Genomic DNA, 24,941 nt, shown 5'->3' with positions numbered 1-24,941 from the left:
TAGATTTAATATGCTAGATTTTAGTTGCCACGCGAGCCCGGCTTAATAGCCTTGCTTAGATTTTGCGCACACATTGGGCAAGATTTTGGCTCATACATATCAAATACAAAATCCTCTAGCGCAAAAAGTGGGATATTATCAGGCAGGCGACACTCTGGCTTTTTTTGCAAGCTAGAGCCTACACGGACGCAATATCCGCGATTTGCTAGCCCCGCATACGCTAGCACTTCGCCACCTAAAAATTCTATACACCTAGCAGATTCTAGCGCAGAACCTCCTGTGGTGATAATATCCTCACAAATAATAAATTTTTCTCCTTTTGCTACTTCAAAACCCCTGCGGAGCTGCATTTCCCCATCTACTCGCTCGGTAAAAATAAATCTCACACCAAGTGCGCGTGCTAGCTCATATCCTGCCAAAATCCCACCCAAAGCAGGAGAGCAGATGCTATCTATGATGATATTTGATTCTTTGATTTGTGTGGCTAGGGCGTTTGCCAAAATCTGTGCGTTTTGTGGATTTTCTAGCACGCGGGCGGATTGGAGATAATGCGTGGAGTGATTGCCACTGCTAAGTAAAAAATGCCCTTGCAATAATGCTTTTGCGTCTTTGTAGATTTGGGGGATATTTAGCGACATAGATTTATCCTTAGCGTATCCTTAAAAAAATCCAAAATAAAAGCATAGGATTTTATACTTTCATTACCTCTTCTTCTTTATGGGAGACCATTTCATCGATTTTTTTTGTCATTTCATCGGTGATTTTTTGGATACTATCTTGCGCTTTTTTGCTTTCATCTTCGGTGATTTGCTTGTCTTTTTCTAGTTTTTTTATGTGGTTGTTGCTATCTTGTCGGATATTTCGCACTGCGACTTTTGCTTTTTCGCCCATAGCTTTTGCTTCTTTGGCGATGGTTTTTCTTTGCTCCTGCGTCATTGGCGGGAAAAATAGCTTTATGCTATCACTATCGCTATTTGGATTTACACCGATATTTGCTTCTTGGATAGCTTTTTCTATGTCTTTTAGTAGTGTTTTTTCCCACGGGGTTATTACGATTGTGGTGGCGTCTTGAGCGATGACTGAGCCTACTTGATTTAGCGGGGTTGGCGTGTCATAATAATCTATGCGAATGTTGTCTAAAATATTTACAGAGACTCTACCGCTACGAAGTGTAGCAAAATCTCGCCGCAAGGATTCTAGCGATTTTTCCATATACTCGCGTGTGTGGGCTAAAATCTCCTGTGTCATTACTTGCCTCCTTGCGCTTTATTTTGTGGATTTTCTTGCGCGTTGTTTTTGGGGTTATTTGGTGGATTATTTTGAGTGCTAGATTCTAGTGGCGCATTTAGAGATGGGTTAAGAGGCGAATTTAGCGGGGAATTTAGAGGCGCGTTAAGTGGTGCGTTTAGAGGCGTGGTGGTTTTGGTGGTGGATTCTTTTTCTTTGTCAAAGACGGATTTTTCTTGCTGGGCATTAAACTGATAGCCCAAAAATATCGTATTTGCTAGAAATAACAACCCCAAAAACATTGTAAATTTTGCCAAAAATCCTGCGGGACCTTTTGCTCCAAATAAGGATTCATTGCTCCCGCTATATACGCCAAGACCGAGATTTGAGGATTTTTGTAGTAGGACTACGCCTACAATAACGATAGATAAAATAATCTCAATAACAACAAAAACCGTGCTCATAGCACACTCCTTTTTTAGATTTTGATTAGGTTTTGTAAAATCTTACATAAGCAAACAAGGCAAGCAAACAAAGTGGCAATTTTAACATAAATTTATATGATTTTGTTTAAGAAAACTTTTGTAGCTAACAAGTAGCTATCTCAAGGTAGCAACACAACAAAAAAGGACTTTATTTCACGCAAAATCATAAAAAAACCATCAAAAATATAATGTCATTTTTTATAAAATCTTAGTTGTCGCATCAAATGTGCCACCAACCTTACTACCACCGCATTTTCCAAACGCATTTAAAAAACCTCATATTTTATAAAATCTAGCAATGCAAAAGCCACACAAAATCTATCACAAAACCTCTCCATATAGGCTTCCACCCTCATTTTTGCAGACACGCACGCGCGCAAAATCTCCGATATTTAGCCTCACACCTTGCAAATGCAAAAGTCGATTATTATCGCTTCTACCCTCGCTAAATACTTGTTTTTCATCGGCATAAGTGTTTTCTACTAGCACTTCATAGATTTTGCCTATTTCATTTTGGGCGATTTCGCGCAAAATCTCCCTATGGCGATTTTGCAATCTACTTAAGCGATTTTGTGCCACATCTTTTGGCACGGCATCTTTTTCTCCCCACGAATGCGCAATAGTATGTGGGCGAGGCGAGTAGATAAAGCTATACATCGTATCAAACCTCACTTTTTCTAGCACTTCCATCGTTTGAGCGAAATCCTCCTCACTCTCACTTGGAAAACCCACGATAATATCCGTGCTAATGGTTAGCTCTGGCAAGAGTGAGCGCATTTTTAGAGCGCGCTTAATATACCACTCCTTTGTATAGCCTCGCCTCATTTTTTTTAGCACCGCGCTAGAGCCACTTTGCAGGGGGATATGGATAGATTTGCAGATTTTTTTATTGCTTGCAAACTCATCTATAAACTCATCATCAAAATGCAATGGGTGAGGGGAAGTAAAACGAATGCGCTCTATGCCATCTACCTCGCTAAGCAGTCGCAAAAGTTTTGGGAAATTTATGTCTTTGTAAGTGGATTTTAGCTCGCTAGAAAATCTAATGCCATAATTATTGACATTTTGCCCTAAAAGCAAAATCTCTTTGACACCATTTTGGGCTAGCTTTTGTGCTTCATTTAGCAATAAATCTGGCGGGATAGAAATCTCTTTACCCCGCGTGTGTGGGACTATGCAATAAGCGCAGGATTTATCACAGCCAATAGAAATATTTAGCAAGGCTTTTATACGACTTTTTCTCACACTCTCAAACGCATACAAACTATCATCATAATCAAGCGCGACTTCTACGGCTTTGTCTTGGTGGATAACCTGCGTGATTTTAGAGATATTTCGCGCTCCTAGCACAAAATTTACACTCGGGGCTTTTTTGATGATTTGCTCGCCTAAATGACTTGCAGTGCAACCACAGATTCCTATTTTGGCGTTTTTTTTCTTTATTTGGGTGTATTGCCCGATTTCAGAAAAAAGCCTTCGTTCGGGCTTTTCGCGCACCGAGCATGTGTTTATCAAAATCAAATCCGCTTCTTTTGGCTCATTTGTTAGCGTGTAGCCTTCTTTTGATTCTAGCTCGGCGATGATATGCTCGCTATCGCGCTCATTCATCGCGCAACCAAGCGTTTGGATAAAAAGTTTCATTTGTGTTCTTTTGTGATATTTTTGTGGGCTAGATTTTGCATTGCTAGCGTGCAAGCAGCAATGCAAAGCACAAAATATAAAATCCTAAACTATGCGAAACTCATAAATCATATCCGCGCTATCTAGCCCATATCGCACTTCGCCCATATATACGGATTTTCCTTTTGCTTCTATGAGAGATTTTGCCTTTTTTAAGTCCTTGTCTTTGCAGCTTTTGTCAAAATACAAAACCCGCATTCCCTCTGTTGATTCTAGCTCGTTTATAAAATCCTCTATGATGATTTTTTGGTTTTTGACTTCGCTTTTTACCTCATTTTTGATTTGGGTTAGGGGTTTGCCCTCTTTTGATTCTAAGTCCATTGATGCAAGTTTGAGTTCCATTTGTAGCTCCTTTTGTGGTGGAATTTTTGCGCTATTGTAACGAATTTGACTTAAATTTTTGTTATAATCACAAAATTTCCTAACAGGACTTACTTCATATAAGACTTATAAATCCTTATAAGATTTCGCTACAACTTCTTAGAAGCTTTAAGAAAATCAAAAAGACACATTAAAGGACGCAACAAATGGAAAAGATTTTAGACATTATCGAGCTGATTGCGCACGAGCGGGGGCTTGAGCCTGCGAGTGTATCCCAAGTGGTAAAAGACACGATTATAAAAACTGCAAAAAAACAATTTGGCGAGGAGCTAAACTACATAATCGAAGAGGACGAAAAAGAGCGCGATTTTAAGCTAATCCACGCAGTGGTGGTATGCGCTGATGATGATGAGAGGGCAAGCCGTGATTCTCAAAATTTTATCACCATATCACAAGCAAGACAAAGCGCACCAGATATAAGTCTAAATGATGAAATCCACTATGAAATAAGTTTAGAAAATATGAGCAGAAATGCGGTAAATGCGCTTTTTGCGGATTTGGGGTTTAATATCCAAAAAACGATTGATAACCAACTCTACACCACACTAAAAACTATGCAGGGCAAAATCGTGCGCGGGCAAGTAATCGCTATAGATGATGCCCAAAATACGCATATTGAGATAAGAGAATCCGCTAGCGAAGTTCGCGCGATCTTGCCTCTAAAAAACCGAATAAAAGGCGAAAAATTTAATGTAAATGATACGGTAAGTGGGATTTTGCGTAGTGTAAAGTTTCAAAAAGACGGCGTTGCGCTAGAGATTTCGCGCACCACGCCTAAAATGCTAGAGGCATTGCTAGAAAATGAAGTCCCAGAAATCAAAGATGGCGAAGTGCTAATCCATAAAAGTGCTAGAATCCCGGGCGATAGAGCAAAAGTAGCCCTTTTTACCTCAAATCCTAGAATCGACCCCATAGGTGCGACTGTCGGCACAAAAGGCGTGCGCATAAACGCGGTAAGCAGAGAGCTAAATGGCGAAAATATCGACTGCATAGAATACAGCGAAGTGCCTGAAATCTTTATCGCTAGGGCTTTGTCTCCTGCGCAGATTTTGGGAGTGAAAATATCGCCCAATGAATCAACGCAAGAAACCAAAGATGAACAATCTACACAGGAAAATAAAGAAAAACGCCCAAAAGCAAAAGTCCTAATCGCCACAGACCAAAAAAGCAAAGCCATCGGCAAAAGTGGGATAAATATCCGTCTAGCCTGTATGCTAACAGGCTATGACATAGAGCTAGAAGAAGTGGGCAAAGAATCATCACAAGACAACAAACAAGAATCGACAAAAGACGCACAAGAAGCAAAATCTAACGAGGCAGAATCTAGCAAAAAAGCGCACGCCACTGAAACTATCGATGCGCAAAACCCCAAAAATACTCAAAATCCAAACGAAGAAGAGCCTCAAAAAATCGGCAAAGATGCGATAGAATCGTTATTTAAGCAATAATATTAGATAGATTTTATGATTTAGGCATATCATAAAATCGCCACAGAAATGGCGAAGTTTGGGTATGTGATTGATATGGGGACATTAAAGTAGCTAATGCGCGTTTGTCTCTTTGACGATTTCGCGGGATTCTTCGCGCTCAAGCACTCAATAGACGCTTTAGTCTTATTTCGTGCTTTCGCGCTTAAAAAACCCACGAAATCGCCTAAAGATACTTCCGCGTTAGTCGCTTGTATTTTTTTGCAACTACTTCGATTTTGATTTGCGTTGCGAATCAAAAGTCAAAATTTTGTCATTGCAAGGCGAATCGTAGATTATCCAAAGCAATCCACGCTTTTATTGTCATACTGAGCGAAAAGCATATCTTGTAGCGAAGTATCCAAACCACTCGAATCCCAAAAACAAAACGCCGTGTGATTTGGATTTTTTGCTACACTCAATGTGTTCGTTCCGCTCGCAATGACAAAATGCTAAATTTTTGTCATTGCTTTGATTTGGCAACGCCGAATCAAAGCAATCCAAATCACGCGAATCTAAAAGATTTTTAGTGTGCAATTTTCACTCCAAAAAGTCCTTTAAATTCTCATAATCCTTGCTTTCAAGCACTTTTTTAAATTTGGCAAAGTCTTTTTTGGATTCGTTGTAGATTGCCTTATACGCGGGGCTTTCATCATCGACATAGCTTAAAATTTGCAAGCCATAAAAATACAAGGCTATACTACTTGTGGGCGTATCATCATCTAGCCACATAGGGAAGCCAAGCTCCCCTAGAACACTTAACGCCTATTCAAAATACCTATCTTTTATCTCCCCGCTACTTATCAAAGCAAGGCTAAGATAATCAATCTCATAATGTAGCCCCGCTAACTGCTCTAACTCAAATTCTTCTGGCTCAAATTCCTTTTCTACTGCGCAGGGTTCAAGTTTAGAGCAAGATTCTAAAATGCTTTGTTTGAGCGTTAGCATTTGCGCTTTGTCGGGCTTTTTGGCAAGTTCGTAGGCTTTTTTAAGTTTAGCGATTTTTTCATCGCTTGTTTTTTTGTAGTAGTCATTAGCATTGTGAAGCCGATATTCGCCGTCTTTGTAGATGACATTAAGGGCGTTTTCAAGCAAGGTTGGCGTGAGTTTGTCGGGTGATTTTGCGCCATCGCTTAGATTTTGCGTGAAATCAACTGCCTTTTTTGCTTCATCGCTTATGGGCTTTGAATCCAAATCAATAGGCAAGGGGTTTTGGGTAATTTCATCTTGGGGCAAAACTTCCTCTATGTTTTCATAATACTTTTTCGCATAATACTTTTGTGGGAAAAGCATTGCATAAAGTGGCTCTGGGGCGAGATATGTCAGCGGAGCTAATACCAAAAATCCTAAAAAAATGCTAGGGATTTTGGGCGCAAATTTTTGAATCCAAGTTACGATAAAAGCGATGAGGGCTAAAATGATTAAAGCACAAGCACCTAATGTCGCTACCACAGGGACAGCTTGTGCGTTTATGTCTTGCTCATTTGAGACGCTTACAAGCACTTCACTTAAAAGATTTTCATCAAATTTGCCCATAAAAAAGAGTATCCAAAGCACACCAAAAAGCACGAAAAAAGTGTATGCAAAACACACGCCCACCCGAAAAGTCTGCTTTTGCAAAAGTAGCACAAGCGCGACTACGCCTACAATGCCAAGCCAAAAATCTGGCAAAATCGCCCCCGCATACATTTTTGCCACAATGACATAAAGCGCAAAAATCCCAAAGGCAATCCACCTGCAAACCTTTTGCGCCCTGCTAAATGCTAAGTCTGAGCTATCTAAAATCGTATTTAAATCCATAATTTTCTCCATAAATTTTATTTTGTAAAACGCGATTATACTTTAATCGCGTAATGAAAATTGTGAAAAATAAATAGCCACAACGCTACGATTCTAGCGCAATTTTCGCCCTTATAAAGTCATCGCAATTAAGTTTTTTGTATTTATGTAATGTTATACACGCTTTCATCGCCACAGATATTTCGCACTTTTAAACGCAAAGGTTTTTTAGCACACAAAATTTTACCATTCCAAAATTCCTTTGTTTTTACTCCGTCTTTGATGACAAATGAATTTTTATCGATTTTTATTTCGCTGTCGCTTTGCCATACGCCGTTTTCGTTTGTGCAATCAAGTGAGATAAATTCTATCATTTCAAGTCCATTTTCGCTTAAAATAATAGGTTTATACTCTTTGCCATTTTTTATGCTTTGTGTAGCGCGTTTTTCATTATAAGCGTTGATTTTAGCACTTACTCTATCACTTAAAAAATTTGTGATTTCTACTTCGTAATTGCCATTGACTTCATTAAGGCTAAATTCCACCTCATCGCCTACTATCACTTCATCAAGCAGTTCGCTTAAAGGGTGCAATTCCACCTTTGCTCTTGTATGAGCAAAATCATCTATGCACTTTTTGATAGCTACCTCATCGTCTATATCGACGAAATACACCACCACACGCTTTATATCCATATCAAGCGCACTTATAGCTTGTGTTAAAAGTTCTTGCATAAAGGCTGTATCAAGTAGCTTTTGACTGCTATCAAGCAAATTTGGCACAAAAACAGGCACATCGCCATCTTTGCTATGAATGATTTTGCCTATCCACCATTTTTTATCAAGTTCGTTTGATTCCACAAGTCCGTTAATTAGAGTTTTTATTTTATCCATCGTTTGAGCGGGATTGCGAAAAAGTTCTATTCCGTCTTTTATTTCCAAAATATCAAAATTTGCATTCAAAGATTTAAGTCTATCGCGCGCTGTTTGTATCGAATTGATTCCAATATCGCAGTGAATAAATTTTCTGCCGAGTTTATGGGCGACAGCCGCAGCCACTCCGCTTCCTCCAAAGAAATCCGCCACAATCATATTTTCATTGCTACTTGCTTTTATGATTCGTTCTAATAACGCTTCGGGCTTTTGCGTAGAATATTCTGGATTTTGAACCCCTGAAAAATCAAAAATATCAGTAGGTGTGCCTCCATTCATATAGGCTTTGCGCTCTGTTCCATCTTTATCGTAGTAAAGTTTGTATTTTCTGCCATCCTCGTCTATTTTGTCGTATCTTTTAATAGCTTTTTCATCATACTCTACTAAACAAGCCTCAAAATTAAAACAATAATCCTCATTTTTTGTATAAAAATAAATCATATCGTGTTTTTTTGGATAATTTCTTTTTGTGCTGGTTGGTCCAAAATACTTCCAAATAAGCTGATTTTGAAAATTATCCTCGCCAAAAATTTCGTCCATCAAAATTTTTACATAATGTCCGATATGCCAATCCAAATGAACATAAATGCTTGCGTTTTCGCTCATTATCGATTTTATCGCCGTTAGATTTTCATACATCCAATTAAGATAATCTTCTTTATTCCAAATGTCGCCATACATTTTTTCCTCAAAACCTTGAAAATCTTCGCCCATTTCCACTTGCTCTTGCTCTATCGCTTGCGCTATTTTATGATTTTGTCTTATATAAACTTTTTTCGCGTAATCCGCTCCGCTTGCAAAAGGCGGGTCGATATAAACTAAATCTACTTTGATACCTTTTTCTTTAAGGTAAGCACAAGCTGATATGCACTCGCCACGAATCAACAAATTTTCATTTTGTTGAATGGGATTTACAGATTCTACGCATTTGCTTTCATACAAGGGCATACCGCGCAAAATGCGCTCTTTGACTTTGTCGTTGCCACTATATCTTAAAGTGCGTGTGAAATTATCCAAAATCGCTTGTCCTGTAATGGTATCTGGAAAAAATGGAATGTATTTTTGTCTCATTTGTGTCCTTTTTAAGATTTACTAAAAAATACTTCTAGAGTGTGCTGAATCTGTGCGATTTGACTTGCAACGCTTTGCGAATCTTCAATGTATAAAAATTCAAATTTTTTGTAGCCGTATTTTTCGTTGTTTGATTCGATAAAGTCTTTCATAAAGTCTTTTTTATCTTTGAAATTTAGCGTATAGCCCTCGCCTTTTGTTTCTAAAATCAGCACTTTTGAGATGACGCCTTTTTCGCGTTTAAGTATAAGAAAATCAGGTGTGTAAAGCCCAAGTTTGGCGTTGTTTTTGTAAGTTTGTATGCGAAATTCTGTAAGGTGCGAATCGCCGTTATAATAAAGCTCCAAATTTAAATCCTTAAAATCTTGCAGATTTAAAATCCTTGTAAAAATATCTTTTTCAAACGCGCTATCTGTGCGGTAAGGTAGATAATGAAAGGTTTTGTCTTTTTGAGTGATATAGGGGCTATTTTGGTGTTCTATCCTTTTTGCAATGGCTTCTTGGGCTTGTTCTTGTCCCAAAAGTTTGATGAGTGTTTCTTTGTCGCTTTGGCTAAGTGGCTCATATATCGCGCCTTTATCCATATCGATGATTTTGGCGACTTTGTCTTGGTCTGGTAGAAAAGATTCTTGCCTTTGTGTGTCAATCATCACGGGCGAATGCAATTTTTCGGCAAGTAAAAGCGTGGCATTTTGCGGTAAAATCTCTTTTGTGGTAGTAAAATCGCGTTTGGGGCTAAAAGCTTTGCGAATGTCTGATTCTACTACGCTTTTGTCATAGTCGTTGCTAAAATAACAAATGCCATTTTTTTTGTGCGTGATTTTGGCAAAAATCTTTTGCAAAGCCGGTAAATGCGCCTTTAAATCCTGCAAAGATAAAGTCATAAAACTTTCTTTGGCTATATCATAAAGCCACACATAAAAATTTGCGTGTTGCTCTCTTTGGCAGTAATTTTCAATAAATGAATTTATAACTTCATCGCTAAAATCTTTTTGAGTGATGAGTGTGGAATCTCGCTTTGTGAACTCTAAATTTGCAAGTTTTTCTTGTGGATTTGCCTCTTTGGTAATGGTTTTGTCATAATTAAGTTGAATTTGATAAAAGTCAATAGGTGGAAGTTTGAGTTTGTCTATCCTGCTGTGGCGATAAATAGGGATTTGTTCTTTTTGCGCGCCGTTTTGAAAATCGCTTAATGTGATTTGCTGTTCGGCTTTTAGTTGAGATGAGAGTTTGTCGGCGTTTGATTTGTTAAGATAAATAAGTGCTTTTTCATCTGCGCCCTTTTGTGCTTGCCGCAAACAACGACAACTCGTTTGAAGAACCATATTTGTAGGACAATCTTTCTCTTGTGAAAGGATAACACTACTTAAAGATTTGCAATCCCATCCTTCTTTGCCAATTTGCACTAGCAAAATGACTTTTATAATGGGGTTTGAATCAAGCGTATTAAAGGTATTTTGTGCGTCTTTTGGCTCAGGGTAAGATTTGTTGCCTTTGTGGAATTTTAGCACAGCGGTTTGATTGAGATGATAATCGCTTAAAATCTCACAAATTTTTGGGTAAATTTGTTCCTCTAAATTTTCTATACTACCACAATAAATAGCAATTTTAGCATTTAAAGCGTTTGCATAAGTAGAGGAATTTTCCAAAAAGTCGCGTAAGCCTGATTCGACAATGTCAAGGCGATTTGGACTGCTTGAAATTTTGACTATGGGTGTTTTAAGAAAATTGCCTATGCCTTGCAAAAGTGGGTAATAATACACGGTGTTAGCTATTTGCTTGTGTTTTAGGGAGAAATTCGTGCTAATGGCGATTTCTTCTTCGCTTTTAAGATAAGGTGTGCCTGAAAAACCTGCCACCATAGTGATAGATTCGCCATTGCTCCATTCATTTACCACTCTGCGCAATTTCACATCATCAAGGGCTGCGTGATGAACCTCATCAATAAAAATGCTTAAATTTGGGATTTTGCCGATAGTTGTCCGCAATTCATTTGCAATTTGATATGCTAATCTATCATTTTCATTAAGCATATTAAATAAATTTGGTGCTTTGTCTATTTTATCCAAAATAACCTTTTCGGCATTTGTTAGCAAAACTACCCCAAACATAGCATTAAATGGCTGATATTGTGCTATTTTAGCGACATTTGGGTTTCGTGTTTTATTGCTTCTTTTGTCTGCTTTGCTTTCGTTTAGAATTTCAAATTTTATAAGCGATTTAATCTCACTAGCACTTGGTTCGGGCAAAATCCACGATGGATTAAAATACTCGATATTTTTAAGGCTTGGTAAAATGGAGCTTTTTAAGCCCGATGGAGCTAGGATAAGAAAATTGTGCGCAAAAGCTTTGTTGTGTGGCTCATTTTTAGCAAAATACAAATCCAAATAAATAAACGCTGCCATTAGATAAGTCTTTCCCGCTCCCATAGGCAAAGAAAAAAGATAATCTGTATAGCTAATATCATAAAATATTTTGGTAAAAATATCTTTGTAGTTTAGGTTTGCGTAATATTTGTGGATAACTTCAAGTAAAGGTTTGTTTGCGTTATGTTTGGCACATTCATAAAGGGCTAGAGCATCTTTATTTTCTTTAAGAAAATTGCGCAAATGTTGTGAAATCAGCTCATCATTAAGCAAAGCAAAATCAAAAGTATTGAATGCGCCTTCACAAAAGAGCTGATACAAGGGTTTGTTTTCACAAGCGATTTTAAGATATAAATAAGTCTTTATGGCTTCAATTTGCGCATCTCGTAATATGCTTTGAGTTTGCATATAGCTGATAAGTTTATTTATTTTGCACTCTTTTGAGTTATACCAAATGTCTCTGGCTTTTGTGATTTGATGATAAAACAATCATTATCCTTTTTTGAAGTTTAAAAGTCGCTATGTTATCACAATAAATATTAAAAAAGTATTATTGCAAAGTCAAAATTTACTACAATTCGCAATATTTTTTACAAGGAATCTGATGCGATTTGCGATGATTTTATTGCTTTTTAGTGCGCTGTTTGTGCTAAATTGTGCGAGATTTTAGGATACTTTGAAAAGATTTTTGCGCGATTTTGGCAAACCTCGTAGCGTGCAAAATCACACAAATTACGCTACAATGCTACGAAATTTTGCTTTTTAAAGATTATTGTTTTATAAAACTTGCTAGAATCTGCCATTTAACGCAAAATCATAAAATCACAAAAAGGAATACTAATGCCACAAAATCCACGAAACCACCAAGACAACGAAGCTAGTCAAAACACCACACGAGACACAAAAACGCTAACCATTCTCAAAGACTCGACACACACACACACACACACACACACACTAAAAACCAAAATCTAGATTCTGACAATTCCTTACAATCCATAGAGCGCGAATTTGGCTCTTTGCAAGAAGCAAAACTCCGCGCGCTTGATAATGATTCGCAATTACTTACATTTTTGCTTGAAAATCCTACGCTTAAAGCGCGGTTTTTCACGCCCATAAATCCCGCGCAAGATTTTACGCAAAACACAGATTCTACGCAAGATTTTGCGACAAATCCCGCGCTTATCTTTGACAAAGAAGCGTTTTTAGATTTTCTCAAACTTCGCATTTTAGATACAAGCTACACAAGATTTGAAAACAAAATCGGGCTTATGATTCACTTTCACACGGGCGCGAAGTTGCTAAAAAGCGATAGCCATATCGTGCTAAATTTCCCCTATAAAGATTGCATTTTAAAAGGCGCGCAAAGCAAAGATGAGGACAAAAGCAACGAAATATTTTTCAATGAGATTTTGGGAAGCGATAAAATTGATTTTTTGCTAAAACCAAAGGCATTGCAAAATTTTGAGTTTATCACTTCGTCATTGCGAGGGAGCGAAGCGACCGAAGCAATCCAAAAAAATAAAATAGATTGCCACGAATCCGCTAACGCGGATTCTCGCAATGACAATGCCCCCGACTCGTCATTGCGAGATTCGCAACGCGAATCAAAGCAATCCAAAAATCTCAAATTCGTGCTCCAAAACAAGCCAAATTTTTTGATTAAAGGCAATAATTTACTCGCGCTCCACACGCTAAAACGGCGCAAAGATATTTATGGGCAAGTAAAGCTCATCTATATCGACCCGCCCTATAATACGGGCAATGACAGCTTTAATTACAACGATAGATTTAACCACAGCGCGTGGCTTGTGTTTATGAAAAATCGCCTTGAAATTGCGCGGGAGTTTTTGCGCGAGGATGGCGTGATTTTCATTCAATGCGATGATAATGAACAGGCGTATTTAAAGGTGCTTTGCGATGAGATTTTTGGGAGAGAGAATTTTGTGGGTAACATAATTCGCCGTGTTATTGAAGGCGGCAAACAAGATAGCAAACAAATTCAAACAATACACGACTACATTTTAATTTACGCAAAAAATATAAACGAATCTAGATTCAACAAAATTGAACAAACAGATTTTGAGCATTACACGAAAAAAGATAAATATTTTACAGAGCGTGGGGCTTACTATTTAAAGCCGTTAGAAAATATGGGCTTGGGATATGTGGCTAGTTTGGATTATGAAATTATTTCGCCAAAAGGCAATAAAATTTATGCTGGTGGCAAACTTGGAGAACCTTATCGTTTTGTGTGGAGTAAAGACAAATTTAACGAAGCATTAAAACTTGACTTAATAGAATTTATCACTAATTCAAAAGGCGAAGAAAAGGTTTATTATAAAACTTATGAAAAATTTAGCACAAAAGGTGAATTTATCGAAAGAAAAATCCCGCAAAGTAGCATAATTATGGATATGACAAATAGGGCTTCGTCAAAAGAAATAAAATCTATTTTTGGCGAAAAAGCGTTTAGTTATTCAAAACCCGAATCTCTACTTAAAAGAATTTTAGAATTAACCACAAAAGAAAATGATTTGGTAATGGATTTTTTTGCGGGAAGTGGGACGACTTGCGCAGTGGCGCATAAAATGAAACGGCGTTGGGTAGGCATAGAGCAAATGGACTATGTAGAGTCAATCACAAAAGCGCGACTTATCAAAGTTATAAACGGCGAACAAGGCGGAATCTCAAAAGCTGTGGGGTGGAATCCACAGGGCGAAAAATCGTCATTGCAAGATTCGCGCAACGAATCGTCATTGCGAGGCAGTGTGAGCGAAGCGAACACAACGAAGCAATCCACGAATCTAAAAATGGATTGCCACGAATCCGCTAACGCGGATTCTCGCAATGACAAAAATGGTGTGGATTGCCACGAAAATCCTAACGGATTTGCAGGGCTTACAAGTAAGTCTCGCAATGACGGGGTAGAAAATAACGCGGATTCGCATAATGACAATGTAAAAAATGAATTTATCTACTTTGAGTTAATGCCACTTAATGCGCTGTATAAGCAAAGGATTATGGATTGCCACGAATCCGCTAACGCGGATTCTCGCAATGACGGAGTGGAAAATAACGCGGATTCTCGTAATGACGAATTAAGTAAAATCTACAAAGAATTGCAAGAAAAGGCATTTGTGGATTATCGCGTGGATAAAACATTGCCAAAAGATAGCGACTTTGAAGCGTTGAATCTCAATGATAAAAAGCGGATTTTATGCGAGATTTTGGACTCAAATATGGATTATGTAGTTTATAGCGATATAGAGGACGCAATCTATGGCGTGGATAGCGAGACGATAGAGCTAAATAGGGCGTTTTATGGAGTTTTGTAAAACCCACCCCCTAACCCCCTCCGCAAGGGAGGGGGAACAAAGGGCGAATCCATCCGCAAGGGAGGGGAATATTTGGATTTGCCCTCCGCAAGGGATGGGGAATTTTTAGAAAGGATATAAAAAATGAATAGCCAAAATCTAAGCACCGAGCTACAATCCGCGCTAAAATACACACAAAATATAGAAATCCCCGCATATATCACGGGCAATCTCTCTAAAACATTGCGACAATATCAAGTCCAAGCCTTAAAGCACTATCTCTTGCAAAGGCAAAATCCGCGCACAAATCATTTAATGTTTAATATGGCGACAGGCAGTGGCAAAACGCTCATAATGGCGGCACTAATGCTAGAATGCTACAAGCAAGGCTTTAGAAACTTTGTGTTTTTTGTCAATAGCAGCAATATTTTAGAAAAAACAAAGAGCAACTTTTGCGATGAGAGAAGTGAGAAATATCTCTTTGCGCGTGAGATTGTCATAGAAAATCAAAAGGTTGAAATAAATGCGGTTGAGAGTTTGGGCGAATGTAAAGAAAATGCGATAAATGTGTATTTTAACACGATTCAAGGGCTGTATAATCTTTTTACGCAAGAGAGAGAAAACGCGCTAACTCTGCAAGATTTGCGTCATCAAAAAATCGTGCTTTTAGCCGATGAAGCGCATCATCTAAACGCAAACACAAAAAGCGATGAAAATGAGAGAGGCTGGGAAAATATCGTGCAAAAGGCATTTAGCGCAAATGCGGAAAATTTGCTTTTAGAATTTAGTGCGACAATCCCAAAATTTGAATCCGTGCTAGAAAAATATAGCGATAAAATCGTATATGAATATGCTTTGAAGCAATTTCATAATGACGGATTTAGCAAAAAAATTTATTTGCTTAAATACAATGGATTAGAGATTAGTGAGCGGTTTTTGGGGAGCGTGATTTTAAATATTTATCGAATGCTTTTGGCAAAACAAAATGGCATTTTTTTAAAGCCTGTGATTTTATATAAAAGCAAGACGATTAACGAATCTTTGACAAATGAAAAGGCGTTTTTGGAGTTTATCGCCAATCTTGATTCTACGCAAGTGGCGGAATTTATAGAATCTTATGCGAATCTCTCAAAAAGTGATGATGATGAAATCGTGCTTTTTAGGCAAGTAAGAGAGTTTTTTGAAGCGCAAAAAATCACAAGTCAAAATCTTTGCTTTATGATACAAGAGCTTTTTAGTCCCGCGCACATTATCAACGCAAACAATGACAAAGATATAGAAAATCAGCAAATGTTGCTAAATAGTTTGGAGTCAAAAAATAATGAGATTCGCGTAATTTTTGCGGTGGATAAGCTAAATGAGGGCTGGGATGTGCTAAATCTTTTTGACATTGTCCGCCTAAATAAAGGCGCGATAAAAGAGACGACAAAAGAAGCGCAACTAATCGGGCGTGGGGCGCGATACTATCCCTTTGTGTTACAATCGCAAGTCGCACAATTTAGCGCGATTAGTGATTATGAGTTTCGGCGAAAATTTGATAATGAGAGAGTGCCACTTAAAGCATTAGAGATTTTGGCTTACCACGCGGCAAGTGAAAATGAATTTATAAGCCGACTAAATAGCGAACTAGTCAATATGGGACTGCGACAGAGTAAGCAAAAAAATATCGTGCTACGCGTGAAAAAGGACATAATGCAAAGTGAATTTTATAAGCAAGCGTATTTTGCTACTAATTCGCGCTATAAAGTTTCAAGTAAAAATAGCCTTTTTAGTGGTGAAATCGTGCGTAAAATCGTGGCTAAAAGCGACTTTTTAGAAGTGCCATTATGTAACGCAAAAGGCGTTCAAGAGGAAAATCTAATGAAAGAGAATCTAACGGGCGAAAATATAAGCAACGATGATTTTAGCCTAGATTTTGGAGAGGCATATAAAGAGATACAATTTAGCGATTTATCGCAACGCGTGATATTAAAGGCTATGAATATATTGGATTATAATTTTGCCTTTTTGTCGCGAAACTTTGAGATAGAATCTAAACGCGAATTTATCGCTAAATATCTCAATCTCACGCTCAAACTTCACCCGCGACAAACTTTGGATAATCCGCGCACGGAGCTACAAATCGCGCTTTTTGTGCTAGAAAAATTTGGCGAGGGTGTGAGGAAATATTTGGATTCGTATCGTGTGGGGGAATGGAGTGTAAAACCGCTAAAAATCATCGGTGATAAAGAAATAACGCGCAATTTGGACGCGGAAGTGGAAAATTTTAGCAAATATGAGTGGTTTTACTTTGATAAATTTAGCGGGACTACATTAGAGAGAGCATTTTTGGAGTTTATCGAATCTAAAAAAGAGCTAATAAATGCACATTTTAAAGAATGGCTAATCGTGCGAAATGAGCGATTTAGCGAACTTGCAATTTATGATGATAGAGAAATGCTAGAAAATGGGGAGGAAAATGCAAATTATGCGGAGAGATTTGAGCCAGATTTTTATTTTTTAGGCAAAAGGGCGGGGGATAATCGTGTGATAATGCAATGTATCATCGAGCCAAAAGGCGAGCATTTAGCATTAAATGATAAATGGAAAGAGGAATTTTTGGCAACGCTGATTGATAAAAAGCCCATTGATTATAAGGACATTAGCGTGAAATTGCACGGAATGCCGTTTTTTGTAGCTAAAAATGCGGAGTTTAGAGAAAAATTTGAGGTATTTATACGCAATACATAAGCGCGGGACAACACAAAAAAATGTCGCAAATGCTAGTCAAAATCTCATTTTGTTAAATAATTGTCGCCAAAAAAAGCTAGATAAGAAACGCTAGACAAGAAAAGCCAGATAAGAAAAAACTAGATGAAAAACGCTAGGCGTGAAAATCTACGCACAAAAAAAGCCAATGCGATCAAAAAGCGAATGCAAGCAAATAGTCAATGCAAGCAAAAAAGGCTAAAATCTTATGGCGATATGTGTGTGAGCGATTTAACGCGTTTGGTAACATAGCGTGTGGCGATATGCGCGTTTGGTAGATTTTATGGTTTTTGCTAGATATGGTTAGGATTTGCTAGCATTTACTAGGTTTTGATAGGGGCTTTATAATGTTTGCAACATTTTGTTATCTATTTTGCTAGCCTTTGTTTGATTTAAGAATCTTTGCTAGTGTTTGTTGTGCTTGATAGATTTTGCTAGATTTTAAGTATATTTAGATAGATTTTGCTAGATTTGGTTTTCTGGCAAAAGTCGCATAAATACATTTAGCAAGCGCAAAAACACGCTAGTATCGGGCGAACGCTTATAGCATAGCTCTCCGCCCTCGCGCACCACATCATCTATCAAAGAGATTTGCTTGCCCTCATTATCTGCAAAATCCTCCACATATTCAGGCGCACACCACCATATTTTGCCTCCTTTTGTTTCTCCATTTTTGTGGATTTTGCTACCTCTTAGCTCTAGCCTCCACGCCCTTTGCATATCGATATGGATTAGTTTTGTGGCTTCTGTGGCAAACTCTTTGTTATCAAAAGTAGCCATTATTTCGGTATTTATCACGCTTGAGCGCGGGTCTAGATTAAAGCTACCTATCCAAGTGATTTGTTTGTCAAACACAAGCACTTTGCTATGCAGGCTTGCCCCTCTTGAAGTTCGCCCACGGATTTTGACTTTGTCTTCGCCCTTGCGATATTCATATACCTGCGCTCCAAGTCGCACAAGATTGTCTCTATATCGCTCCCACCCCGCATACACAGGCAGGGCGTCCATACTTGAGAGGGAATTTGTAAGCACAAATAGATTTAGCCCATTTTGCAGAGAATCTTTCATTATGTTTAGCCCTCTTTTGCCCGGGACTAGATAGGCTGATGAGATATAAATGCTATCATTTGTCCCCTCCCAAATGTCTTTTAGCTCCTCATAGATTTTGCTTGTGGGGTTTTTTTCATCGATTTTTTTGACATCATCAGCGATTAGCTTTGCTTCCCCCCAATACATTTGATTATTTTTTTGTTGATAATTGTCAATCGCTTCATTGATTGCTTGAGAGTATTGCTGCCATTTTTCCTCATCAGATTCTAGGGATTTGATGATAGATGGATAATGCTTCATAAACTTTCTCATCTTGCGTTTTGATGGCAAAAACTCCACAGGAATAGCGCGATGATACTGCCAATATTGCTTAAAACTCTCTTTTGCATCTTGTGCGATTTTGCCGATAAAAAACGCCTCCGTATCGGCAAAATTTACATTCACACTAGAATCAAAATAGCTATCAGCGATATTTCTCCCGCCGATGATTAACGCCATATTGTCCGCGATAAAAAGTTTGTTGTGCATTCTGCGGTTGATTTTATCAAAGCGAAAAATCATCTCCCCTAGTCGAAAAAGTTTGATTCTGTTTCGGTAGGGATTGAAAATCCGCACTTGTATATTTGGGTGATGATTTAGCGCGATGACATCAGAGTAGTCCGAATCTAGCCCATTATCATCAATCAAAATCTTTACTTTTACGCCACGATTTGCTGCTTCATAGATTTCGTGCATAAGCACGCGTGAGGCAAGCTCATTTTTGTAGATATAAGTTTGGATTTCGATGGAGTAGCGTGCCATTCGCGCTAGGCTTATGCGGTGCAATATCGCCTGTCGTCCCTCGCTCACTAGCAATGCGCCACTTTTATTTTCATCTTGTAGCTCTTCTATGTAGGGTAGGGCTATGGGGGTAAATAGCCAGTCTCTGCTTTCAAAATCGCTTTGTTGATTAGCGTTTAGATAATGCGTGCTTGGGATAACAAACCCACAGCCTGATAGCATAAAGCTAGCAAAAAAAAGTGTAATTAAAGCAATGTTATTATTCATTTTTTATCCATTTTTATCCGTATTGTTAGGTTTTTTTAACATAGATTTTGCAAGCATAGATTTTGTGTATTTTGGCAGAACCAAAAGCGCATTATAAGCTAAATATTTTACATTTTTGTAATGTGGATTTGCGTTTAGATTTTGGATTAAAAAAAAGCATTATGGTTTGCTTAGTCGTTTTATGTTTGCTTGGATAGAGATTAGGTTGTATTTGGCTTGATTTATGCTAGTTTGCATTGTGGTGAGGAGTAGTTGGGCGTTGATTAGCTCGGTGTAGGTGGATAGATTTTGCAAGTAGCGATTGTTGATGATTTGGTAGTTTTCCTTTGCTTTTTGGAGGGAATCTTGGGCGATTTGGAATTGATGTTTTGCGTTTTGATAATCGCGCAGTAAAGATTGTAGGCTTAGTTCTAAATTACGCTCATATTGGCTAAGGGTAGATTTTGAGGATAAAACATCATATCGCTTGACTTGGTAGGAAAATCCATCTTTTAATCCATTAAACAAATTTAGGCTGATATTTACGCGCACTTGACTTTGTAGCCCGTAGTTTGCGCTTGCTTGCCCAGCCCCGTCCATATACCAATACTTCACCCCCACCAAATCCACTTGAGGCAAAAACGCCCCCTTAGCTCGTCTAAATTCGATATTTGCAGATTCTAGGCGAGATTTTTGGCTTAGGTAGTCGGGGTTATTATGCAACGCTAAGTTTAGCAACTCATCTTTGTCATACTCTAGCAATTCTATGGAATCTATCTCGCTTACTTCCTCATCTTTTATGTCTATGCCTAGCAAATTGCTTAATTCTGCTAGGGCGTAGGTTAGGTTCATTTTGGCAGATTCTAGTGTGATTTGGGCGTTTGAGAGCTGAAGCTGCATTGTTAGGACTTCATTTTTTGCCCTTAAGCCTTGCTGATAAAAAGAATTTGCCTTTTTTAGTTGCTCTTCAAGTAGTCGCGCAGATTCTCTAGCTGTTGCTAGCAGGGCGCGATTTTGCAAGACTTTGATATATGCTAGCTTAGTAGCCAAAATAATATCTGCTTTGACACTGCTAAGCCCTAGATTTTGCCGTAATAGATTTTGCCTAGATTCTGCAAAATTTAGATAATCACTAAAACCGCGAAAAACATTCATATTTGCCGTGATATTTAGGCTATTTAGCGCGTAAGTGGGGCTAAGGCTTGGGGCATTGTGGCTAAAAGTATAGCCACCACTCACACTTGGCAAAAATCCTGCATAAGTAGAATATTTGTAATATTTGGCAGCTTTTGTGGTGCTAGCTTGAGCAGAGATTTTGGCTGAATACTCTATGGCTTTATCAATGGCTTCTTGCATATTTAGGGCATTTGCACTGCTAGCAAACGCACTAAACATAGCACAAAAAACAATGCTAAAAAACATATAAAATCTCATTTATTTGCCTTTTATTGCTGGGTTTTCATAGCAAAAAATTTTGCTAGATTTTTTGCAAAACTGCTTATGTGGAAACTTTTTGGCGGAAAGCTAAGCAATAAGGCTGGAATCAAAAATATGCTAATGCCTCCTCCCACCATAAGCCCGCCGATAAGCACCGCGCCAAGCCCGCGATACACTTCACTGCCTGCCCCTGCCCAAACTACAAGAGGTAGCAGGGCTAGCACGCTTGTAAGCATACTCATAAAAATCGGGCTAAGCCTAGTGCTAGTAGAATCAAACACACTATCCCACCACGACATTTGATAATCATTGTAGTTGATTCTGGCTTGATAGATGATTAAGATGGCGTTATTTACTACGCTTCCTACGAGGATTATAAATCCTAGCATTGTAAGGACATCTAGATTTTGCGGGGCGATTAGCTTATCTACTACAAAAAGCCCCAAAAGTCCCCCGCTAGTCGCTAAAGGCACAGACAAAATAATAAAAAATGGATAAAAAAAGCTACCATAAAGCGCACTCAAAATCAAGTAAGTAACCACCACTGCCAAACCAAATCCAAACGCTAGCTCCGCTTTTAGCTTGCTTAGCTTATTTGCACTGCCACTTAGGCTTATGTCTAAATCGCTAAATTCCGCACTTAGCGGCTTTATCACGCTAGATTTTATGGATTCTAGTAGCTCTTCTAGCGGTGGGGATTTTGTAGTATTTGTGGGGTTTAGTATGAGTAAAATATTTCGCTTTTGCTCAAAATGCCGAATCCTAGCCACACCTAGTTCGTTTTTGACTTCGCTTAGACTGCCTAGCATTAGTATATGTCCGCTTGGAGCGTATATTTGGGCATAGAGTATGTCTTCAGGCGAGCGATTTTGCTCTGCTTCGCTTCCCTTTAGCACTAGCTCTATATAATCCCCCGCATTTAGCCCGTCCAAAGTATCCGTATTTGCAAGGCGGACACTTCCTAGATTTTTGCCCTCTGTGATGACTTCGACTATGTTGCCAAAGCTAGCGACATCTAAGCCATTTGTGCTAAGTGAATACGGATTTGGATAGAGATTTAGCTCTCGGTTATTTTCAGCAAGTGAGGGGACTATGCGGACATTTAGATTGGGGAATTTTTCATGTATCATATCTTGGGTTTGCAAAGCTGCTTGTGCTAGCTTGCCTAAATCCCCACCGCTAATATTTATATCCACGCTACTGCCACCTGCTATGCTAAAAATCTCCTGTCGCAAGACTACGCCTGAGACATTTGGGATTTGAGAGATGATATTTCTACCAAAATCGATGAGGTTTTTTGCCTCTTTTGGCTCTTCTGCGACAAGGTAGAAATAAACGCTATTTCCCACGCTTACAAAAAAATCTTTTATCACAGGCACGCATTGTGAGACAAAATCTCGCGCAGGATTTTGTGCAGGATTTTGTGAAATATTTTGTGCTAGATTTTGCGTAGAATCTTGCAATGAATGTTGCGCAATTTGTTTTGGTTTTTTTGCCTGTTTTTCGCAGTCTTTTTGGAGTTCTTTTGTGTAGCCATTTACGCGCAAAAATGGCGATATATGCGCAAAAATAGCATTTGCGATATATTGTTTTTCATTTAGAGATAGCCCGGGCGGTGGGGTTAGATAGGCGATGATAAAGTTTTGCTCCCCTTTTGGCATATAATCACTTTTTGGAAACGCAAGAAAGCTAAATCCTATCGTAATGCTAAGAAAAGAAAATATGCTAATAAACCTAGATTTTGGGCTTTGCACGCAGAAAAAAAGCAGTCGCATTATGTTGTTATGAGCGTATATGCCACACTCTAAAATCCACGCATAAAATCTCTTTTTTTGTTGATTTGCAAACTTTAAAAAAGCATTTGTGCGTGTGGCTATATTTGTGATAAGGATTTTGCTATGCAAAATCTTGCGTATTATTAGGCTACATTTTTCTTTAAAAAAAATGCTAGATTTTGTGTATAGATTTTTGAATCGTTGCAAGGAAGTTGTGATTGTTTGTTTTGTGGATTTTATTAGATTTTGTGCGAAGCGTTGGTAGATTGTGGCAAGTGTTTTTGTGTATTTTTGGATATGGATAATGTATTTTTGCGTGCATTTTTGTCTAAATTTTTGTGTGAATGTTTGCGTGGCGGAGTAGATTTGTAGGGTTTTGGGGGTTATGGTGTTTTTTATGGTGGTTAGATTTTGTGGCATTTTAGACAAAATAGCTTTTTTAGAGATTGTGCAAAGACTTTTACAAATATTTATTAGGGCTTTTATGGGGGATTTTAGCGGGTTTGTTGGTGTATAGTTGCTATCAAAATATTGCTTTGTGTAGCGTGGATTTGCTAGATTTGGAGGGGTTGTAAAATCTGATTTTTCTTTATCGTCCTTATCCGTGTGCTTTATCAAAAATGATGGCAAAATAAACACGCATACAAAAAACGCAATCACAATCGCGCTACTTGTGGCTATGCCAATATCTGCAAAAAGCTGTCCGCTTTCATCTTGCAAATATAAAATCGGCACAAAGATTCCAATCGTAGTAATGCTAGAGGCAAAAAGCGCACCTAGCACTTCTTTTATGCCTTTGGAGGTAGATTCTAGCTCGTTGTGTGGGATATAGTTTTGGGTGCTTGTCGTGTCGTTTGGTGGATTTTTTGCACGATTTTTGTTTTGATTGCGTAGGATTGATTCTAGCATCACTATGCCTGAATCAATCACCATAGAAATGGCAAAAGAAATGCCTGCTAGAGAGATAATATTTAGCGTGCGATTAAACAAATGTAGCGAAATAAAAGTGCCAATGATACTTAGCGCAATCACAAGGGCGATGATAAAAAGCGAAGTGATATTTCGCAAAAAAAGCCATAGCACAAGGATTGCTAAGAGCATTCCTAAAGTGATTGAGCTTTTTAGTTGGGAGATGGCATTTAGGATAAATCCCCTTTGGTCGCGCCCCCACTCGATTTTTAGTTTTGATTTTGGCAAAATCTCTGCATTTAGAAAGCTAGTTAAATCCTCTACTTTTTGTGTTAGCTCTAATATATTTGCCTCTGCGGTTGGGCGGATTTGGATAGAAATGGTTTCATCATTATTATGGATATTGTGGCTTGTTTTTTTCTCGTGTGTGATTTCTATGTGGGCAGTGTCTTTTAGCCTAGTTACTTTGCCGTTTTGGACTTTTATGATGGTGTTTAGCACTTCATTTAGCGAGCGGTATTCGCCGATAGTTTGCAAGCGATAGTTTCGCTGGTCAAAATCGATATTTCCCGCAGAGATATTGCGATTTTGGGTTTTTATCGCGGAGATGATTTCTTCTATGGTTATGTTGTTGTAGGCTAGTTGTTGTGCGTTTAGATAGATATGTGCTTGGGTGGAGACTCCACCTGAAATTACTACTTCGCCTACGCCATCTATGCGTTCATATAGCGGGAGTATTTCACCATTTATAAAATCTTTTTGCTTTTCGATCGGCATACTTGCCCCACTCGCTCCACTAGAATCCACCCCCTTTGCAAACAAATAAATGCTAATAGGGATTATCTCTCCTGTGGCTTTGATGATAGGTTTTTGGACATTTTCTGGGTAGCCACTGATTTCTTCTAGCTTAGAGCTTACTTGCAAAAAAGCACTTTTCATATCCGCTTGGAGTGAAAATTCTAAGTTTATGATTCCCATACCATCGCGTGAAGTAGAAACTATACTTTGGAGATGGGTTAGATTTTTTAGGTGTTTTTCTTGGACTTCGATGATTTCTTTTTCTACTTGATATAGTGAAGCACCAGCCCAAGAAGTATAAATGCTAATGGTTGGTTTGGTGATTTGTGGCAAAAGCTGGTAGGGGATTTTTTGAGATGAAATAAACCCAAAAAGCAATATAAATGCTGCGCAAACCGCGCATAAAACACGATTTTTTAAAAATAGATTTATCACACTCATTTTTTGCTTTCTTTTTGTGGTTTTTACTTGTTTTTGCGTTGCTTTAGGATAGA

Annotated in this window: 17 protein-coding genes and 1 pseudogene; 5 read left to right on the top strand and 13 right to left on the bottom strand. The window is 38.3% G+C overall.

Annotated elements, in window-relative coordinates; all coding sequences use genetic code 11:
• Window positions 1-20 precede the first annotated feature (20 nt).
• The 5 genes from pyrE to ACWIX0_RS02070 form a co-directional block, all read right to left on the bottom strand.
• Entirely contained in the window at window positions 21-638 is a 618-nt protein-coding gene (gene pyrE, locus ACWIX0_RS02090) for an orotate phosphoribosyltransferase (RefSeq protein WP_454171531.1), read from the bottom strand.
• Between the two features lie 52 nt (window positions 639-690).
• Entirely contained in the window at window positions 691-1,248 is a 558-nt protein-coding gene (gene frr / locus ACWIX0_RS02085) for a ribosome recycling factor (RefSeq protein WP_454171529.1), read from the bottom strand.
• The gene (secG, locus tag ACWIX0_RS02080; protein ID WP_454171527.1) at window positions 1,248-1,691 is read right to left on the bottom strand and encodes a preprotein translocase subunit SecG; all 444 of its coding nucleotides are present in this window, start codon (window positions 1,689-1,691) and stop codon (window positions 1,248-1,250) included. Before secG ends, frr begins: the two co-directional genes overlap by 1 nt.
• Before the next feature lie 342 nt (window positions 1,692-2,033).
• The gene (miaB, locus tag ACWIX0_RS02075; RefSeq protein ID WP_454171526.1) at window positions 2,034-3,353 is read right to left on the bottom strand and encodes a tRNA (N6-isopentenyl adenosine(37)-C2)-methylthiotransferase MiaB; all 1,320 of its coding nucleotides are present in this window, start codon (window positions 3,351-3,353) and stop codon (window positions 2,034-2,036) included.
• Window positions 3,354-3,437: 84 nt separating this feature from the next.
• Window positions 3,438-3,734 (bottom strand): HP0268 family nuclease, encoded by a 297-nt coding sequence (locus ACWIX0_RS02070; protein ID WP_454171524.1) that lies wholly within the window; start codon window positions 3,732-3,734, stop codon window positions 3,438-3,440.
• A 185-nt stretch (window positions 3,735-3,919) separates the two neighbouring features.
• Between ACWIX0_RS02070 and nusA the strand changes: the two genes are divergently transcribed.
• Window positions 3,920-5,221 (top strand): transcription termination factor NusA, encoded by a 1,302-nt coding sequence (gene nusA / locus ACWIX0_RS02065; protein ID WP_454171522.1) that lies wholly within the window; start codon window positions 3,920-3,922, stop codon window positions 5,219-5,221.
• A gap of 314 nt (window positions 5,222-5,535) precedes the next feature.
• Here nusA and ACWIX0_RS02060 read toward each other — a convergent pair whose 3' ends face one another.
• From ACWIX0_RS02060 to ACWIX0_RS02040, 5 genes are all read right to left on the bottom strand, one after another.
• Window positions 5,536-5,661 carry a hypothetical protein gene (locus tag ACWIX0_RS02060; protein ID WP_454171520.1) on the bottom strand — a complete coding sequence of 42 codons (126 nt, stop codon included), beginning with the start codon at window positions 5,659-5,661 and terminating at the stop codon, window positions 5,536-5,538.
• A gap of 118 nt (window positions 5,662-5,779) precedes the next feature.
• Window positions 5,780-5,971, bottom strand: a complete 192-nt coding sequence (locus ACWIX0_RS02055) for a hypothetical protein (protein WP_454171518.1) — start codon at window positions 5,969-5,971, stop codon at window positions 5,780-5,782.
• A gap of 33 nt (window positions 5,972-6,004) precedes the next feature.
• Entirely contained in the window at window positions 6,005-7,039 is a 1,035-nt protein-coding gene (locus ACWIX0_RS02050; protein WP_454171517.1) for a hypothetical protein, read from the bottom strand.
• Between the two features lie 143 nt (window positions 7,040-7,182).
• Complete coding sequence (locus tag ACWIX0_RS02045) at window positions 7,183-9,021, bottom strand: DNA methyltransferase (protein WP_454171515.1); 1,839 nt, start codon at window positions 9,019-9,021, stop codon at window positions 7,183-7,185.
• 11 nt (window positions 9,022-9,032) lie between these two features.
• Window positions 9,033-11,876, bottom strand: coding sequence for a hypothetical protein (locus ACWIX0_RS02040; RefSeq protein ID WP_454171514.1), 2,844 nt, complete (start codon window positions 11,874-11,876; stop codon window positions 9,033-9,035).
• Between the two features lie 351 nt (window positions 11,877-12,227).
• On the opposite strand from ACWIX0_RS02040, the gene ACWIX0_RS02035 reads away from it, so the two are divergent.
• The 4 genes and pseudogenes from ACWIX0_RS02035 (at window position 12,228) to ACWIX0_RS02020 (ending at window position 17,434) form a co-directional block, all read left to right on the top strand.
• The gene (locus tag ACWIX0_RS02035) at window positions 12,228-12,362 is read left to right on the top strand and encodes a hypothetical protein (protein ID WP_454171512.1); all 135 of its coding nucleotides are present in this window, start codon (window positions 12,228-12,230) and stop codon (window positions 12,360-12,362) included.
• A gap of 44 nt (window positions 12,363-12,406) precedes the next feature.
• A pseudogene (locus ACWIX0_RS02030) lies at window positions 12,407-14,093 on the top strand (DNA methyltransferase); the annotation flags it as partial.
• Between the two features lie 618 nt (window positions 14,094-14,711).
• Window positions 14,712-14,834: a hypothetical protein gene (locus ACWIX0_RS02025; protein ID WP_454171510.1), complete on the top strand. Its 123-nt coding sequence runs from the start codon at window positions 14,712-14,714 to the stop codon at window positions 14,832-14,834.
• 14 nt (window positions 14,835-14,848) lie between these two features.
• Window positions 14,849-17,434, top strand: coding sequence for a DEAD/DEAH box helicase family protein (locus ACWIX0_RS02020; protein ID WP_454171508.1), 2,586 nt, complete (start codon window positions 14,849-14,851; stop codon window positions 17,432-17,434).
• 483 nt (window positions 17,435-17,917) lie between these two features.
• On the opposite strand, the gene ACWIX0_RS02015 is transcribed toward ACWIX0_RS02020, so the two are convergent.
• The 3 genes from ACWIX0_RS02015 to ACWIX0_RS02005 all read right to left on the bottom strand — a co-directional run bounded on the left by ACWIX0_RS02015 (window position 17,918) and on the right by ACWIX0_RS02005 (window position 24,888).
• Window positions 17,918-19,549: a phospholipase D family protein gene (locus ACWIX0_RS02015; RefSeq protein WP_454171506.1), complete on the bottom strand. Its 1,632-nt coding sequence runs from the start codon at window positions 19,547-19,549 to the stop codon at window positions 17,918-17,920.
• A 159-nt stretch (window positions 19,550-19,708) separates the two neighbouring features.
• The gene (locus ACWIX0_RS02010) at window positions 19,709-20,962 is read right to left on the bottom strand and encodes a TolC family protein (RefSeq protein WP_454171504.1); all 1,254 of its coding nucleotides are present in this window, start codon (window positions 20,960-20,962) and stop codon (window positions 19,709-19,711) included.
• Between the two features lie 11 nt (window positions 20,963-20,973).
• Window positions 20,974-24,888, bottom strand: a complete 3,915-nt coding sequence (locus tag ACWIX0_RS02005; RefSeq protein ID WP_454171502.1) for an efflux RND transporter permease subunit — start codon at window positions 24,886-24,888, stop codon at window positions 20,974-20,976.
• Window positions 24,889-24,941: the final 53 nt, after the last annotated feature.

The organism is Helicobacter sp. T3_23-1059 (assembly GCF_053654515.1).
The sequence above is the reverse complement of the archived record's forward strand: the minus strand, read 5'-3'. Positions and strand labels throughout refer to the sequence as shown.

Coding starts and splice junctions, on each gene's coding strand:
- ACWIX0_RS02025 (WP_454171510.1), top strand. CDS start 14,712: ATGGAGTTTTGTAAAACCCACCCCCTAACCCCCTCCGCAAGGGAGGGG.
- ACWIX0_RS02015 (WP_454171506.1), bottom strand. CDS start 19,549: ATGAATAATAACATTGCTTTAATTACACTTTTTTTTGCTAGCTTTATG.
- frr (WP_454171529.1), bottom strand. CDS start 1,248: ATGACACAGGAGATTTTAGCCCACACACGCGAGTATATGGAAAAATCG.
- ACWIX0_RS02020 (WP_454171508.1), top strand. CDS start 14,849: ATGAATAGCCAAAATCTAAGCACCGAGCTACAATCCGCGCTAAAATAC.
- ACWIX0_RS02055 (WP_454171518.1), bottom strand. CDS start 5,971: ATGTGGCTAGATGATGATACGCCCACAAGTAGTATAGCCTTGTATTTT.
- nusA (WP_454171522.1), top strand. CDS start 3,920: ATGGAAAAGATTTTAGACATTATCGAGCTGATTGCGCACGAGCGGGGG.
- ACWIX0_RS02050 (WP_454171517.1), bottom strand. CDS start 7,039: ATGGATTTAAATACGATTTTAGATAGCTCAGACTTAGCATTTAGCAGG.
- secG (WP_454171527.1), bottom strand. CDS start 1,691: ATGAGCACGGTTTTTGTTGTTATTGAGATTATTTTATCTATCGTTATT.
- ACWIX0_RS02005 (WP_454171502.1), bottom strand. CDS start 24,888: ATGAGTGTGATAAATCTATTTTTAAAAAATCGTGTTTTATGCGCGGTT.
- pyrE (WP_454171531.1), bottom strand. CDS start 638: ATGTCGCTAAATATCCCCCAAATCTACAAAGACGCAAAAGCATTATTG.
- ACWIX0_RS02070 (WP_454171524.1), bottom strand. CDS start 3,734: ATGGAACTCAAACTTGCATCAATGGACTTAGAATCAAAAGAGGGCAAA.
- ACWIX0_RS02035 (WP_454171512.1), top strand. CDS start 12,228: ATGCCACAAAATCCACGAAACCACCAAGACAACGAAGCTAGTCAAAAC.
- ACWIX0_RS02010 (WP_454171504.1), bottom strand. CDS start 20,962: ATGAGATTTTATATGTTTTTTAGCATTGTTTTTTGTGCTATGTTTAGT.
- miaB (WP_454171526.1), bottom strand. CDS start 3,353: ATGAAACTTTTTATCCAAACGCTTGGTTGCGCGATGAATGAGCGCGAT.
- ACWIX0_RS02045 (WP_454171515.1), bottom strand. CDS start 9,021: ATGAGACAAAAATACATTCCATTTTTTCCAGATACCATTACAGGACAA.